At 68.2% G+C, this 15,285-nt stretch carries 10 protein-coding genes, 1 tRNA gene and 1 pseudogene; 8 read left to right on the plus strand and 4 right to left on the minus strand.

Annotation, left to right across the window (positions count from 1 at the left end):
• Positions 1–68: 68 nt before the first annotated feature.
• The 5 genes and pseudogenes from map to dapE all read left to right on the plus strand — a co-directional run bounded on the left by map (position 69) and on the right by dapE (position 5,890).
• Complete coding sequence (map, locus tag ABIE51_RS06975; protein WP_192630177.1) at positions 69–845, plus strand: type I methionyl aminopeptidase; 777 nt, start codon at positions 69–71, stop codon at positions 843–845.
• Positions 842–3,476 (plus strand): annotated as a pseudogene (gene glnD, locus ABIE51_RS06980) ([protein-PII] uridylyltransferase). Before map ends, glnD begins: the two are co-directional and overlap by 4 nt.
• Positions 3,477–4,376, plus strand: a complete 900-nt coding sequence (gene dapD / locus ABIE51_RS06985) for a 2,3,4,5-tetrahydropyridine-2,6-dicarboxylate N-succinyltransferase (RefSeq protein ID WP_115840820.1) — start codon at positions 3,477–3,479, stop codon at positions 4,374–4,376. It abuts the pseudogene before it with no gap.
• 4 nt (positions 4,377–4,380) lie between these two features.
• Positions 4,381–4,746: a Spx/MgsR family RNA polymerase-binding regulatory protein gene (locus ABIE51_RS06990; RefSeq protein WP_115840819.1), complete on the plus strand. Its 366-nt coding sequence runs from the start codon at positions 4,381–4,383 to the stop codon at positions 4,744–4,746.
• Positions 4,747–4,753: 7 nt separating this feature from the next.
• Positions 4,754–5,890, plus strand: a complete 1,137-nt coding sequence (dapE, locus tag ABIE51_RS06995) for a succinyl-diaminopimelate desuccinylase (RefSeq protein WP_192631624.1) — start codon at positions 4,754–4,756, stop codon at positions 5,888–5,890.
• Between the two features lie 124 nt (positions 5,891–6,014).
• On the opposite strand, the gene ABIE51_RS07000 is transcribed toward dapE, so the two are convergent.
• Positions 6,015–8,363, minus strand: a complete 2,349-nt coding sequence (locus ABIE51_RS07000; protein WP_192630179.1) for a penicillin acylase family protein — start codon at positions 8,361–8,363, stop codon at positions 6,015–6,017.
• A 330-nt stretch (positions 8,364–8,693) separates the two neighbouring features.
• Between ABIE51_RS07000 and asnB the strand changes: the two genes are divergently transcribed.
• Both asnB and bfr read left to right on the plus strand, forming a co-directional pair.
• On the plus strand, positions 8,694–10,382 hold the full coding sequence (gene asnB, locus ABIE51_RS07005; protein ID WP_192630180.1) for an asparagine synthase B: 1,689 nt from the start codon (positions 8,694–8,696) through the stop codon (positions 10,380–10,382).
• A gap of 120 nt (positions 10,383–10,502) precedes the next feature.
• Positions 10,503–10,988, plus strand: a complete 486-nt coding sequence (bfr, locus tag ABIE51_RS07010; protein ID WP_115840816.1) for a bacterioferritin — start codon at positions 10,503–10,505, stop codon at positions 10,986–10,988.
• Positions 10,989–11,027: 39 nt separating this feature from the next.
• Here bfr and ABIE51_RS07015 read toward each other — a convergent pair whose 3' ends face one another.
• From ABIE51_RS07015 to rnk, 3 genes are all read right to left on the minus strand, one after another.
• Positions 11,028–11,687 (minus strand): thiopurine S-methyltransferase, encoded by a 660-nt coding sequence (locus ABIE51_RS07015; RefSeq protein WP_192630181.1) that lies wholly within the window; start codon positions 11,685–11,687, stop codon positions 11,028–11,030.
• Between the two features lie 172 nt (positions 11,688–11,859).
• Positions 11,860–14,103 carry a DNA topoisomerase IV subunit A gene (gene parC, locus ABIE51_RS07020; protein WP_192630182.1) on the minus strand — a complete coding sequence of 748 codons (2,244 nt, stop codon included), beginning with the start codon at positions 14,101–14,103 and terminating at the stop codon, positions 11,860–11,862.
• A 91-nt stretch (positions 14,104–14,194) separates the two neighbouring features.
• A complete protein-coding gene (gene rnk, locus ABIE51_RS07025) occupies positions 14,195–14,608 on the minus strand; it encodes a nucleoside diphosphate kinase regulator (protein ID WP_192630183.1) in 414 nt (137 codons plus the stop codon).
• Between the two features lie 250 nt (positions 14,609–14,858).
• Between rnk and ABIE51_RS07030 the strand changes: the two genes are divergently transcribed.
• Positions 14,859–14,943: transfer RNA gene (locus ABIE51_RS07030), tRNA-Leu, on the plus strand.
• Positions 14,944–15,285 lie beyond the last annotated feature (342 nt).

The raw sequence follows: 15,285 nt of genomic DNA on the forward strand, positions 1-15,285 counted from the left end.
AGGCTGTTACGGCAACTTCGGACCACCGAAAGAGCCTGAACGGACTGCGGATGGGCCATAATGGCGCCATGCCCATCACCATCAAGACCCCCGAAGAGATCGAGAAGATGCGCGTCGCCGGCCGCCTGGCCGCCGAGGTGCTCCAGATCGTCGCGCCGCACGTAAAGGCGGGCGTGACCACCGAGGAACTGGACCGCATCTGCCACGATCACATCGTCAACGTGCAGAAGGCGATCCCGGCCAACGTCGGCTACAAGGGATTCCCCAAGACCGTCTGCACCTCGGTCAACAACGTCATCTGCCACGGCATCCCCAGCGGCGCCAAGGTCCTGAAGGACGGCGACATCGTCAACATCGACGTCACCGTCATCAAGGACGGCTGGCACGGCGACACCAGCCGGATGTACGTCGTCGGCAATCCCTCCGTCATGGCCCGGCGCCTGGTCGACGTGACCCGCGAGGCGATGTTCCGCGGCATCCGCACCGTCAAGCCGGGCGCGACCCTGGGCGACATCGGCGCGGCGATCCAGCAGTACGCCGAATCCGAGCGTTTCAGCGTCGTGCGCGAGTACTGCGGGCACGGCATCGGCAAGATCTACCACGAGGATCCGCAGGTCCTGCATTACGGCCGCAATGGCGAAGGCCTGGTGCTGAAGCCCGGCATGACCTTCACCATCGAACCGATGATCAACGAGGGCACGCGCTACACCAAGCTCCTGCCCGACGGCTGGACCGTAGTGACCAAGGACCGCAAGTTGTCCGCGCAGTGGGAGCACACCGTCGCCGTGACCGAGGACGGCGTGGAAATCCTCACCCGCGTGCCGGGTGACGACAACGATCTATGAGCGAGCCTTCCGCCGTCGATGAACCCTCGGCGGCGCAGGGCAGTGCCGATCCGGCCGCGTCCATCCGCGCGGCCATCGCCACGGTAGACGCCGGCCTCGCAAAGGCCTTCGACGCCGACCCGAACGCCGACATCGACCGCCTGCTCGCCGCGCGCGCAGGTGCGATGGACGCGCAGGTGCGCGCGGCGTGGAACGCGTGCATTCCCGCTGACGCTCCGCTGGCCCTGTTCGCCATCGGCGGCTACGGCCGGGCCGAACTGTTCCCGCAGTCCGACGTCGACCTGCTGGTGCTGGCCGAGCCCGATGCGCAGGCCGCACACGCTGATGCGCTGTCGCGGTTCGTCGCGTTGCTGTGGGACGGCGGCGTGCCCGTCGGCCACGCCGTGCGCTCGCCCGCGCAGTGCACCGAAGCGGCGGCTGACATCACCGTGCTCACGTCGATGCTGGAAGCGCGCCCGCTGATCGCGCAGGTCGAGCACCTGCATGCGTTGCAGGCGGCCATCGCGCCCAGCCTCGTCTGGCCGGCGCGCGAGTTCTTCGCCGCAAAGCGCGAGGAACTGCGCCTGCGCCACGCGCGCTACGAAGACACTGCCGACAACCTCGAGCCCAACCTCAAGGAAGGCCCGGGCGGCCTGCGCGACGTGCAGACGCTGCGCTGGATGGCGCTGCGCATCGTCGGTACGGGCGACCTGGAATCGCTGGTCGCCATCGGCCAGTTCGGCGCGGACGAACTGTCCACGCTCGAACGCGAACGTCGCGCGCTCTCGCGCCTGCGCTTCGGCCTGCACCTGGTGGCCGGCAAGCGCGAGGAACGCCTGCGTTTCGATTACCAGAAGGTGCTCGCGCAGCGGCTGGGCCATGTCGACAACGCCGACAACCTCGCCGTCGAGCAGATGATGCAGGGCTTCTATCGCAGCGCCGCGCTGGTGCTGCGCATCGGCGAGCGCCTGCTGCAGCGGTTCGAGGAACAGATCGAAGGCGAAAGCACGCCGATCGAGATCGACCACGCCTTCGAACTGCGCCGCGATTACCTCTGCGCGCGCGATCCGCACTGGCCGCGCGATGCCTACGACGTGTTCGCGCTGTTCGCTGTGTGGGCCTCGCATGATGCGGTGCGCGGCCTGCATTCGCGCACGGCGCGCGCGCTGGCCGAATCGCTGTCGCGCGTGCCGGCGTTCCAGCAGGCCGAGCCCGCGCTGCGCGAGCGTTTCATCGCGCTGCTGCGCGGCCCGCATCCGGTGCACGCGCTCGAGCGCATGGCGCGGCTGGGTGTGCTCGGGCGTTGGATTCCCGCGTTCGCGAAAGTCTCCGGCCGCATGCAGTTCGACCTGTTCCACGTATTCACGGTCGATCAGCACACGCTCGCCGTGCTGCGCAATCTCGCGCGTTTCGCATCGGGCATCGCGGATGAGCGCTTCAGCATCGCGCACGAAGTCTGGCCGCGCCTGCGCAAGCCGGAACTGCTGCTGCTCGCCGGTCTGTTCCACGACATCGGCAAGGGCCGCGGCGGCGATCATTCCGAACTCGGCGCGGAAGATGCGCGCATCTTCTGCAGCACGATGGGCCTGTCGCAGGCCGACGGCGCGCTGGTGGAATGGCTTGTACGCCAGCACCTGCTGATGTCGGTGACCGCGCAGAAGCAGGACATCGCCGATCCCGAGGTGATCCACCGCTTCGCCGGGAAGGTCGCCGATCGCGAACGCCTCGATCTATCTCTACCTGCTGACGTGCGCCGACATCGCAGGCACGTCGCCGAAGCTGTGGAACGCGTGGAAGGACCGGTTGCTGGCCGACCTCTACACCGCCACGCGCCTGGCGTTGCGTCGAGGTCTCGAACACCCGGTCGCGGGCGACGAGCGGGCGAACGAAACGCGTGATGCCGCGCGCGCGATGCTCGCGACGATGGGCGTTCGCGACGAGGAAGTCGACGCGCTGTACGCGCGCATGCCGGACATCGGCTTCCAGCGCGGCCGCCCCGACCAGATCGCGTGGCAGGCGGCGTCGCTGCGTGGTGTTGAAGTCGGCGAGACGCGCGTGCGTGCGCGCGCACTCGGCGAGCACGCCGGTGCGCTGGAAGTTTTCGTGCACTCGCCCGACCGCGATGGCCTGTTCGCCGCGATCGTCGCCACGCTCGACCGCCTTGGCCTCGCGATCCAGCAGGCGCGCGTGCTCGACGGGCCCAACGGCATGGTCTTCGACAGCTTCGAAGTCGTGCCGATCGACCCGCGTTGCCCGCCGACGACGGACGAGGTCGAGCAGCGCCTCGGCACGGCGCTCGGCGGCGACCTCGACCGCATCAGGCCCGCGCGTCGCGCGCAGCCGCGCCACCTCAAGCACTTCCGCATCGCGCCGCAGATCGGCTTCGACACGCTCGAAGGCGAGCAGGGCACGCGCACGATGCTGAGCCTGGTGTGCACCGACCGTCCGGGGCTGCTCGCCGACGTGACGCACGCGATCCGCAGCCAGGGGCTGCGCGTGCACGATGCGCGCATCGCGACCTTCGGCGAGCGCGCCGAGGACGTGTTCCAGATCACCCATCCCCATCACGACGGGCGCGACGGCGCGCTCGACGAAACGCAACGGCAGGCGCTACGCCAGGCCTTGCTCGCCTGCCTCGAAGGAGACTGTTGAATGGCTGTGCAGAAGAAGACCGTCCGCAAGACCGCGCGCAAGAAGAAGGTGGTGCCGGCCGCGCCGGGCGTGGACGAGCTGAAGTTCATGATCGACAGCGCGTTCGAGCGCCGCGCGATGCTGACGCTGGACGAGATCGAAGGCTCGACCCGCCCGACGGTGGAACGCGTGATTTCGGGCCTGGAAACCGGCGAGTTCCGCGTCGCCGAGCCCGATGGCAAGGGCGGCTGGACAGTAAACGAATGGCTGAAGAAGGCCGTGCTGCTGTACTTCCGCGTGAACGACATGCAGGTCGTCGATGGCGCACCCGCGCCGTTCTGGGACAAGGTGCCGGCGCGTTTCGAAGGCTTCGGCGAATCGGACTTCCGCAAGCTCGGCGCGCGCGTCGTGCCGGGCGCGATCGCGCGTCGCGGTGCGCACATCGGCAAGGACGTCGTGCTGATGCCGAGCTTCGTCAACATCGGCGCGCACGTTGGCGAAGGCACGATGGTCGATACCTGGGCGACGGTCGGTTCGTGCGCGCAGGTCGGCAAGCATTGCCATCTCTCCGGCGGCGCGGGAATCGGCGGCGTGCTGGAACCGTTGCAGGCCAGCCCGACGATCATCGAGGACCATTGCTTCATCGGCGCGCGTTCGGAAGTGGTGGAAGGCGTCGTCGTCGGCCACCACAGCGTGATCGGCATGGGCGTGTTCCTCGGCCAGAGCACGCGCATCTACAACCGCGCGACGGGCGAGGTTTCCTACGGCTACGTGCCGCCGTACAGCGTCGTCGTCTCCGGCCAGCTGCCGGCGAAGGACGGCTCGCATTCGCTGTATTGCGCGGTGATCGTGAAGCAGGTCGACGCGAAGACGCGCAGCAAGACAAGCATCAACGACCTGCTGCGCGGGCTGGCGGAGTAACGCCTTGACCACGCTCTACGGACTCAACAACTGCGACACCTGCAAGAAGGCGCGCAAGTGGCTGGAACGCTTCGGCGTCGCGTATTCCTTCGTCGATTACCGCGACCAGCGCCAGGCGCCGGACACGCTGGTGGAGTGGAAGGACAAGCTCGGCGGCTGGGACGCGATGATCAACAAGTCGTCCACGACGTGGCGCACGCTGCCCGACAACCGCAGGACGCCGGGTTCGGACGCGGAATGGAAGCTGCTGCTGAAGGAATACCCGCAGCTGATCCGCCGCCCGCTGGTGGTCGCCGACGACGGCACGATCGCGCAGGGCTTCAGCGACAACGGCTTCAAGAAGCGCTTCGGAGTGGGCTCGCTTGGCTGATCTCGACGTGACCGACGAAGGCGTCCTCGCGCTCACCTGCGACCTGATCGCGCGCGCTTCGGTGACGCCGGACGATGCGGGTTGCCAGGCGCTCATCGCGCGTCGCCTGAGCGCGGCCGGTTTCCGCTGCGAATCGCTGCGATTCGGCGACGTCGACAACCTGTGGGCGGTGCACGGCACCGCTGGCCCGACGCTGGTGCTGCTCGGCCACACCGACGTCGTGCCGCCGGGGCCGCGCGAATCGTGGAGCAGCGATCCGTTCGCGCCCGAGATCCGCGACGGCGTGCTGTATGGACGCGGCGCTGCGGACATGAAGGGCAGCGTGGCGGCGTTCGTCGTCGCGCTGGAGGATTTCGTCGCGGCGCATCCGGATCATTCCGGCCGCGTCGCGCTGCTGCTCACGTCCGACGAGGAAGGCGACGCCGTCGATGGCGTGCGCCAGGTCGCGGAGACCTTCCGCAAGCGCGGCGAACGCATCGACTGGTGCGTCACCGGCGAGCCCTCGTCGATGGCGACGCTGGGCGACCTCCTGCGCGTGGGGCGTCGCGGCACGCTGTCGGCGACGCTCAACGTCATCGGCGTGCAGGGGCACGTGGCGTACCCGGACAAGGCGCGCAACCCGATCCACCAGGCGATGCCGGCGCTGGCCGAACTCGCCGCGCGCCGCTGGGACGACGGCTTCGAAACCTTCCCGCCGACGAGCCTGCAGATCAGCAACATCCACTCGGGCACGGGTGCGAACAACGTGATCCCCGGCGAATTGCAGGCGCTGTTCAACCTGCGCTTCAACCCGAACTGGCGCGCCGAGCAGCTCGAACGCGAATGCGAGGACGTGCTGCGCCGCCATGGGCTGGAATACACGATCCGCTGGCATCGCGGCGGCGAACCGTTCTACACGCCGGAAGGCCCGCTCCGCGCTGCCGCGCGTTCGGTGCTGGGTCGCTACTGCGGCGGCGCGCCGGAGGAAAGCACCGGTGGCGGCACGTCGGACGCGCGCTTCATCGCGCCGCTGGGCGCGCAGTGCATCGAGATCGGACCGGTGAACGCGAGCATCCACAAGGTGGACGAGAACGTATCCGTCGCCGACCTGCAGCGTCTGCCGGGGCTGTATCGCGAACTGATCGAGCGGATGCTGCTGGACTGAGGGGCGGGCCTGCCCCCACCCCAACCCCTCTCCCGTGAACGGGAGAGGGGCTTAGAAGCAGATCGCCGCGGTGATAGCCCCTCTCCCGCTCGCGGGAGAGGGGTTGGGGTGAGGGAAACGCGCCTCAGCCTTTCCCCGGCACCAAGGTCATCGAATACTTCGCCTCGCCCGGCAGGAACGGCGTGGCGCGGCCGTGCACCCAGTCGTCGTGGCCCTTGCCCCAGAACGGCGACATCGGATGGCCGCTCTGGCCGCCGGGCATGTGGATGATGCCGTCGGCCTCGTGCCCCGGCGAGACGACCATGCGCTCTGACGCGCCGAAGTCCGGGCCCTGCACGCGTGGCATGCCGCTGTCGCCGGGGAGCTCGTCGGCCGGCATGCACAACTGCGGCTTCAGGAAACCGGGCAGGGCGCGCGACAGCGGATGGCAGATACGCGCCGTGTTGCGCTCGCCCCACGTGCGCTGCGCGATCGGGCCGTCCTTCGCCAGCTCGTCGCGCACTTCGCGCGCGGCGTCCTCGAACAGCGCATCCCACGACGCGAAGCGGCGCGGCAGCAGGTTCGCCGGACGCTGCGTGACCAGCGGCCATGCGACGCCTTCGAAGTGCGAGAGGTTCGGCATCTCGAACGCCTCGCCCAGCGCGGCGTGCGCCGGTGCGGTGAGGCCGTCGAGCAGCCGGTCGTGCACGGCAAGACGCCACGCGCGCACGATGCGATAGCTCGTCGAATCCGTGCTGGCGCGGCCCTGCCACGTCGATGAGGCGCCGGCGAGTTCGTGCAGCGCAGGCGTCTTCGCCGCGCCATCGCGTTCGCGCAGCAGCGTCCACCAGCGTTGCAGGAACAACGCGCGATCGTCGAGCTGGATCGCAAGCAAGTCGCGTTCGGCGAAGCGGTCCTTCGCGAACAGGTCGTCGCGGATCTGCTTCGCGCGTGCGCCGTTGGCGTAGCCGCCATCGCCGACGCGCGCCAGCAGCACGCCATCGACCACGCGCGAGTTGGCCGTCCACAGGCGCTGCACCGTGCCGACGGGCAGCGCGGTGCCGTGTGCGGTGGTGATCGGCCACGGCGCGCAGGCGTCCGGTTCGACGACCTGCGTCGCATCGCAACCTGCACCGCGCGACGGCATCGGCCCGAGCAGGCGCCAGGTGATGCGGCCCTGCGAATCGCCGATGGCGAGGTTTTGCGCGGGGATCGCCGTGCGATCGGCCGCGGCCAGTGCGTCATCGAGCGACCGCGCATGCAGGAAATCCGCAAGGCCGAGGTTCATCGAGCCGGGCTGGTGCGCGATCCAGCGCAGGGCGAGCGCGCTTCCGTCGGCTTCGCGATGGAGGATCGGGCCCCACGCGGTTTCGTCGATCGGGAATTCGACGTCATCGCTGCCGGCGACGCGAATGGTCTCGACGATGCGCGTCGCGCCGGCGCACGCGTCCTTGCTGCAATCGGCCACGCGCTTCCAGTCGAGCCAGTCGCCATAGCTGTTGGTGAAGCCCCACGCGACGTGGCCGTTGCTGCCGACCACCAGCGCCGGCAGGCCGGGCAGGGTGAAGCCGTTCGCGTCGACGCGGCCGCCTTCGGCGCGTGCGTCGGGGTAGCGCAGTCGCGCACGGAACCAGATGTTCGGCGCGCGCAGGCCCAGGTGCATGTCGTCGGCGACGATCGCGCGACCGTCGGCGGTGAGCTGGCCCGACACGGCGAAGTTGTTGCTGCCGACGTCGGAACGCTCGGGCACGTCGGCCGGCTTCGCGTTCTCGGGCATCGGCAGCTTGCGCAGGTCGACGGTCGCGGCATCGGGCAGCGTCGCATCGCCACGCGGGCGTCCGGCGACCGGCGCGTCCCAGCTCGAGCCGTCGTGCGCGAGCAGCGCGTACAGCGCCGGCGGCAGGTGCGGGCGCAGGCGCCACATCGCCAGTTCGCGCTCGTTCTGCGCGTCCTGCAGGTCGAAGTACATCGCGTAGCCGGTGAGCGCCGAATCGGCGAGCGTCCACGGTTCGGGTTCGGCGCGCAGCAGCAGGTACGGCCACGGGCGCACTTTCAGCGCGGTGCGTCCGGCGTTCACGCCGTCGACGTAGGCCTGCGCCATCTCGCGCTTGTCGCCGAGGATCGCGTCCATGTGCTGCGTCACGCGCGCGCGCATGCGATGCACGCGGTGTTGCTTGTCCACGCCGATCGCGACCGGGCCGAAGAGCGCGGCCAGTTCGCCCGCGGCCGTGCGGCGCAGCAGGTCCATTTCGAAATAGCGTTCCTGTGCGTGGACGTAGCCGAGCGCGCGCATCGCGTCGTTCTCGTTGGCGGCATCGACCGTTACCACGCCGTTGGCGTCGCGCTGCACCGTGACTGGTGCCGACAGGCCGGGCAGGGCGAGTTCGCCGTCCAGGCGCGGCAGGCTGCCGCGCATCAGCCACCAGCCGAGCAGCGCCGCGGCCAGCAGCACCAGCACCAGCGCGACGAGCACGCGTCGGATCCACTTCCTCATGGGCCTGTCGCCTTTGAATTCCCCGGGGCGAGCTTATCCGATGAACGGCGGCGTCGGCGCCCGCCCGCCCCCTTGCAAGCGGCGCGCGCGTCCAGCAGGATCGAACCATGTCTTCCGTCCAGGCCACCGCCTACATCGCCATCGCCGCCCTGCGCGGCGGCGCGCCCATGTCCGGCCTGAACAATAACAACCGCAATAACACCAGCCTCCCGCGGGCCGGTGATTAGCGCGTTGCAACCGCACTAAGCACCCACGAAGCCCGCGCCGAAAAGCGCGGGTTTTTTGTTTCTGGCCCCTTCGACATCCCTCCGCCCTCAAGGAAATCCCGCGATGTGTTCGATCCTCGGAATCTTCGGCCTCCAACCCGGCGACGACGTGCAGGCCCTGCGCCGGCGCGCGCTGGAACTCTCGCAACGCCAGCGCCATCGCGGCCCGGACTGGAGCGGCGTGCATCTGGACGACGGCGCGATCCTCGTCCACGAGCGCCTGGCCATCGTCGACCCGGCCGGCGGTTCGCAGCCGCTGCGCTCGGCCGATGGCGAGCTCGCGCTGGCGGTCAACGGCGAGATCTACAACCATCGCGAGCTGGAGCAGTCGCTCGCGACGGCCTATGCGTTCCAGACCGGCTCGGACTGCGAGGTCATCAACGCGCTGTACCGCGAGCGCGATGACGTCGCGCAGTGGCTCAACGCGCTCAACGGCATCTTCGCGTTCGCGTTGTGGGACCGGGCGAAGGATCGCTTCGTCATCGCGCGCGACGCCATCGGCGTGTGCCCGCTGTACTGGGGCCACGATCGCGACGGACGCCTGTGCGTCGCGTCCGAAATGAAGGCGCTGGCCGATACGTGTGCCGATGTCGCGCAGTTCCCGCCGGGTCATTACTACGACAGCGAGGTCGGCGAACTGGTGCGCTGGTACGAGCGCCCGTGGCGCGAGCACGCCGCGACGCACGGTGTCGAGGTCTCGAAACAGGAGCTGCGCGAAGCGTTCGAACGTGCCGTGCATCGCCAGCTGATGAGCGACGTGCCATACGGCGTGCTGCTGTCGGGCGGGCTGGATTCCTCGCTCGTGGCCGCGGTCGCCGCGCGTTTCGCGCGCAAGCGCATCGAGGACAACGATGCGACGGAGGCCTGGTGGCCGCGACTGCATTCCTTCGCGATCGGGCTCGAAGGTTCCCCCGATCTCGCGGCTGCGGAAGTCGCGGCGAAGGCGCTGGGCACCGTGCACCACGGCTTCACCTACAGCTTCGAGGAAGGCCTGGACGCGCTGCCGGAAGTGATCCGCCACATCGAAACCTACGACGTCACCACGATCCGCGCGTCCACGCCGATGTTCCTGCTCGCGCGTCGCATCAAGGCGATGGGCGTGAAGATGGTGCTGTCGGGCGAGGGCAGCGACGAAGTGTTCGGCGGCTACCTGTATTTCCACAAGGCGCCGGATGCGCGCGAATTCCACGCCGAAACCGTGCGCAAGCTCGACGCGCTGTACAACTACGATTGCCTGCGCGCGAACAAGTCGATGATGGCGTGGGGCGTCGAGCCACGCGTGCCGTTCCTCGACGTGGAGTTCCTCGACATCGCGATGCGCATGGATGCCGCGCACAAGATGGTGAAGCCGGGGCCGAGCGGGCGGCCGATCGAGAAGGCGATCCTGCGCGAAGCGTTCGAGGGCTATCTGCCCGACGAAATCCTGTGGCGGCAGAAGGAGCAGTTCAGCGACGGCGTGGGCTACGGGTGGATCGACGGCCTGAAGGCGCATGCGGAAGCGCAGGTCAGCGATCGCGTGTTCGCCGCCGCGGTCAGCCGCTTCCCGGTGAACCCGCCGCAGACGAAGGAGGCGTACCTGTATCGCCACATCTTCGAGCAGTTCTTTCCGGGCGTGGCCTGCGCGCAGACGGTGCCTGGCGGCAAATCGATCGCCTGTTCGTCGCCGGCGGCAATCGCGTGGGATGCGGCGTTCGCGAAGATGGCCGACCCGTCGGGGCGCGCGGTGGCCGGGGTGCACGAAGCAGCGTTGTGAAGCCTCTGTCGCGACGAGCCGTGAATTCGGCTCGTCGCGAAAGTCAATGCGACTGATTCTGATTAGAACGCGGTCCGCCGCGATCGGGCACCCTATGCGCCTGGCAAGGAGGTTTCCCCCATGAAAGGCCATCCCGACGTCGTCGACTACCTCAAGGTGCTGCTGCGTGGCGAACTCGCCGCGCGCGACCAGTACTTCATCCATTCCCGTCGCTACGAGGACATGGGCCTGATGTCGCTCTACGAGCGCATCAACCACGAGATGCAGGAAGAGACCGAGCACGCCGATGCGCTGCTGCGTCGCATCCTGTTCCTGGAAGGCGATCCGGACATGCGGCCCGACGAGTTCATCGCCGGCTACACGGTCGAGGAAATGCTGCAGCGCGACCTCGAGGTCGAGTACCGCGTGCGTGCGGCGCTGGCCGAGGGCATGGCGCTGTGCGAACGCGTCGGCGACTTCGTGAGTCGCGAGATCCTCCGCGTGCAACTGCAGGACACCGAGGAAGACCACGCGCACTGGCTCGAGCAGCAGCTCGGCCTGATCAAGCGCCTGGGCATCCAGAACTACCTGACGGCACGCCTGGCGCAGAAGCCGTCGCAGGAATGAGGTTTTCGGGCCGGCGCGATGCCGGCCCGTCGCGTTGCGTCACTCACGACGCGACAGGCGGTACACGACCGTGTCGAGCGCCGTGACGCCTTCGTCGATGAAGCGCTGTTGCGTCGACAGGATGTCGCGCCGCTCCAGCGTCTCCACGTGCCAGTCACGCGCATAGAGCGCGTGCACTTCGTCCTCGACCACGCTGAAGGGCGGGCCGGCCTTCTCGTGCTGCGGGTATTCCAGCGAGATCAGCAGGCCGCGGCAGTGCGACGGAAGCCGCGCATAGAGCTTGTGCACGTAACGCTGGCGGAGGTCGGCCGGCAGCGCGATCAACGCCGCGCGGTCGAACACCGCGCCGCAGTCGGCCAGCGCCGCGTCGTCCAGGCCGAAGGCGTCGCCGCAGATCAGTTCGATGTCGCCGGCGCGGTAATGCGTGCCGTACTTCGATTCGCTCACTTCGGGCGTCACGCCGTGGCCATCGAAGAACGCTTCGATGGCGATGCGCGACAACTCGACGCCTAGCACGCGATAGCCCTGCGCGGCGAACCACGCCATGTCCAGCGTCTTGCCCGCCAGCGGCACGAACACGCGCGTGCCGGGTGCGACGCCGAGCGACGGCCAGTGCTTGAGCAGCAGCGGCGTCGGGGTGTCCTGATGGAAGCCGATCTGGTTGTCGGCCCAGCGCTGGTGCCAGAAGTCGTGGTGCATCGCTTGTCCTGAATTTGGATTCCGACAACACCAACGCCGTCATCCCGGCGAACGCCGGGACCCAGGCTGTCACGTCGTCAGAAACGTTGTAGAGGCATCCGCAAAACTTGCGTGCCTAGGTTCCGGCTTTCGCCGGGATGACGCTTCGGAAGCGGTGACTTCGGCTGAAGCGTTATTCGACGCCCAACCCCTCGACCTTCTGCCATCCACGCGGCAGCAATCCGCCGCGCGTGGCACGTGCGCCGAGGTAGGTGTCGAGGTCCTTGAACGATAGCGACATCGTGCGCGCGCCGGATTTCACGACGAGGGTGCCGCCCGGCGCGACGACCGCGACGGCGACCACGCGTTCGGTGCCGAGCTTCGCCTTCGGGATGTCGATGAGCTTGTTGCCCTTACCCTTGTCGAGTTCGGGCAGCTCGCCGACCGGGAACGCCAGCAGGTGGCCGACGTTGGTGACCACGGCGATGCGGTCCTGCTCGACGCTGCTTACCGGCGCCGGCTGCACGACCTTCGCGCCCGGGGTGAGCGAAAGCATCGCCTTGCCCGCCTTGTTGCGGCCGGTGAGGTTCTCGAAGCGGGTGACGAAGCCGTAGCCGTGGCTCGACGCCAGCACGAAGCGGGTGTCGTTGTCGCCGCTGGCAAGCGCCTGGAACGACGCGCCCGGCGCGGGCGAGAAGCGCCCCGTCAGCGGTTCGCCGTTGCCGCGCGCCGACGGCAGCGAATGCACGACTGTCGAATATGCGCGGCCGGTCGAATCGAGGAACGCGACCTGCTGCGTGCTGCGGCTCTTCGCCGAGGCCAGCAGTTCGTCGCCTTCGCGATAGCTGAGCGAGGCGGCGTCGACGTCGTGGCCCTTCGCCGCGCGCACCCAGCCCTTCTCGCTGAGCACGACGGTCATCGGCTCGCTGGCGACCAGCTCGGTCTCGCTCAGCGCCTGCGCGGCACCGCGCGCGACCAGCGGCGAACGGCGCGCATCGCCGAACTTCTTCGCATCGGCGAGCAGTTCGTCCTTCACCAGCTTCTTCAGCTTGGCGCGGCTTTCCAGCGTGGCGATGATGCGCTCGCGCTCGGCCTTCAGCTCGTCTTCCTCGCCGCGGATCTTCATCTCTTCCAGGCGCGCCAGCTGGCGCAGCCTGGTTTCGAGGATGTAGTCGGTCTGCTCCTCGCTGAGCTTGAAGCGCTTCATCAGGACGGGCTTGGGCTCGTCCTCGGTGCGGATGATGCGGATCACCTCGTCGAGGTTGAGGAACGCCACCAGCAAACCTTCCAACAGGTGCAGGCGGCGCTCGACCTTGTCGAGGCGATGCCTGAGGCGGCGCGTCACCGTTTCGGTGCGGAACGCCAGCCATTCGGTCAGCAACGCCTTCAGGCCCTTGACCTGCGGGCGGCCGTCGCGACCGATGATGTTGAAGTTGACGCGGAAGCTCTTTTCCAGGTCCGTCGTCGCGAACAGGTGGCCCATCAGCTGTTCGGCATCGACGCGATTGCTGCGCGGTACGAGGACGATGCGCGTCGGGTTCGCGTGGTCGGATTCGTCGCGGATGTCTTCCAGCCACGGCAGCTTCTTCGCGCGCATCTGCGTGGCGATCTGCTCGATCACCTTGCCGGGTGAGGTCTGGTAAGGCAGGGCGGTGATGACGAGGTTCGCGCCGTCCTTCACGTACACGGCGCGGGCGCGCACGCTGCCCAGGCCCGTTTCGTACATCTGCTGCAGGTCGGCGGCGGGCGTGATGATCTCCGCAGCGGTCGGGTAGTCCGGGCCGCGCACGTGCTCGCACAGATCGCGCGTGGTGGCGTCGGGGTCGTCGAGCAGGCGCACGCAGGCGCTGACGACTTCGTTGAGGTTGTGCGGCGGCACGTCGGTGGCCATGCCGACCGCGATGCCAGTGGTGCCGTTGAGCAGCAGGTGCGGCAGGCGCGCCGGCATCCACGAGGGCTCTTCCAGCGTGCCGTCGAAGTTGGGCGTCCAGTCGACCGTGCCCTGACCGAGTTCGCCCAGCAGCACTTCGGCGATCGGCGTCAGCTTGGCTTCGGTGTAGCGCATGGCGGCGAACGACTTGGGGTCGTCGGTCGAACCGAAGTTGCCCTGGCCTTCGACCAGCGGATAGCGGTACGAGAACGGCTGGGCCATCAGCACCATCGCCTCATAGCAGGCGCTGTCGCCATGCGGGTGGTATTTGCCGATGACGTCGCCGACGGTGCGCGCGGACTTCTTCGGCTTGGACGCCGCGTTCAGTCCCAGCTCGCTCATCGAATAGATGATGCGGCGCTGCACCGGCTTGAGCCCGTCGCCGAGGAACGGGAGGGCGCGGTCGAGCACCACGTACATCGAGTAATCGAGGTAGGCGCGCTCGGCGTATTCGCGCAGCGGGATCTGCTCGAAGCCGTGGAAAGCCGGTCGGACGGTGTCGTTCATTTATACGGTGCGGGCCTGGGTGTGTCGGGATGCGTCGATTTTAACGGCGCGTGCAAGCGGTGCGCGGCGCAAAAGCGGCGCGCCGCACGGTTCAGCGATGCAGCTCGCCGGCGGCTTCGGGCTGGTAGCGGATCGAAAGCACGCGCAGGCGGATCGTGCGGCCGCCGGGCAGGGGCCATTCGATGGCATCGCCCACGTGCAGGCCGAGCAGGGCGCTGCCGACCGGCGCCAGGATCGACACCTTCTCGGCGCTGCCGTCGGCATCGCGCGGGAACACCAGCGTCATCTCGCGCTCCTCGCCGCTGTTCTCGTCGAGGAACCGGGCGGTGGAGTTCATCGTGATGACGTCCGGCGGCATCTGGGCGGGTTCGACGATCGTCGCGCGCTCGATCTCGGCCTCCAGCGCCGAGGTGTCGACGCTCTGCGCGGCGGGGGATTCCAGCAGCGACTCGATGCGCTCCACGTCCAGGCGCGACATCAGCAGCGGGGGCTTGGGGTCGGACATTGCAAATCTCCAAAGCAACGCGGGCGCCGCACCGGGTGCGCCGCCCGCAGAGGAAAATGTCCGGCGACCATAGCCCCGAGCGGTCCGGGCTTTCAAGCCGACAATGCCGGACCGGCGGGTTCGGACAGGTTCCGGCGTCGCCCGCGGGCCGTGGCTGGATCGAAAGTGAAAATTTTCGTGACGAGGCGTTGACAAGGCGCCCCTCGCACCGCAACATACGCGGCCTCGCTCGGCGAAACACCGACGCGATGCCCAGGTGGCGGAATTGGTAGACGCACTAGTTTCAGGTACTAGCGGGTAAAACCGTGGAGGTTCGAGTCCTCTCCTGGGCACCAACGATATAGCAACGCCAAGGGTCTCCGAGAATTTGGCGTAATGAAGGCGAGCTTAGGCTCGCCTTCGTCGTTTCTGGACTCTGTTCGAGTTCCGGTACTCGACCACTTCGCCGGCGCGCCACGTCGCCGGCTTGAACGTCAGCCTCGAGGGGAAGCCGGGGCGGCACGCCACTCTTTGCAGGAAGTGGTCTTTCGACACGCCCCAGAGCTCGGCGCACTCGTCCGCCGTCATCGCGAGCTCGGTCCATGGGATCTTCTCAGCGGCCGACATCTGGCGCCTCCGGGAACGGTTGCCAATGCGTTGGCGTCGGATACCAGATGCCACAGCCGTGGGTCTGCGGC

The organism is Lysobacter sp. OAE881 (assembly GCF_040546665.1).
Lineage (GTDB): Bacteria > Pseudomonadota > Gammaproteobacteria > Xanthomonadales > Xanthomonadaceae > Lysobacter_J > Lysobacter_J soli.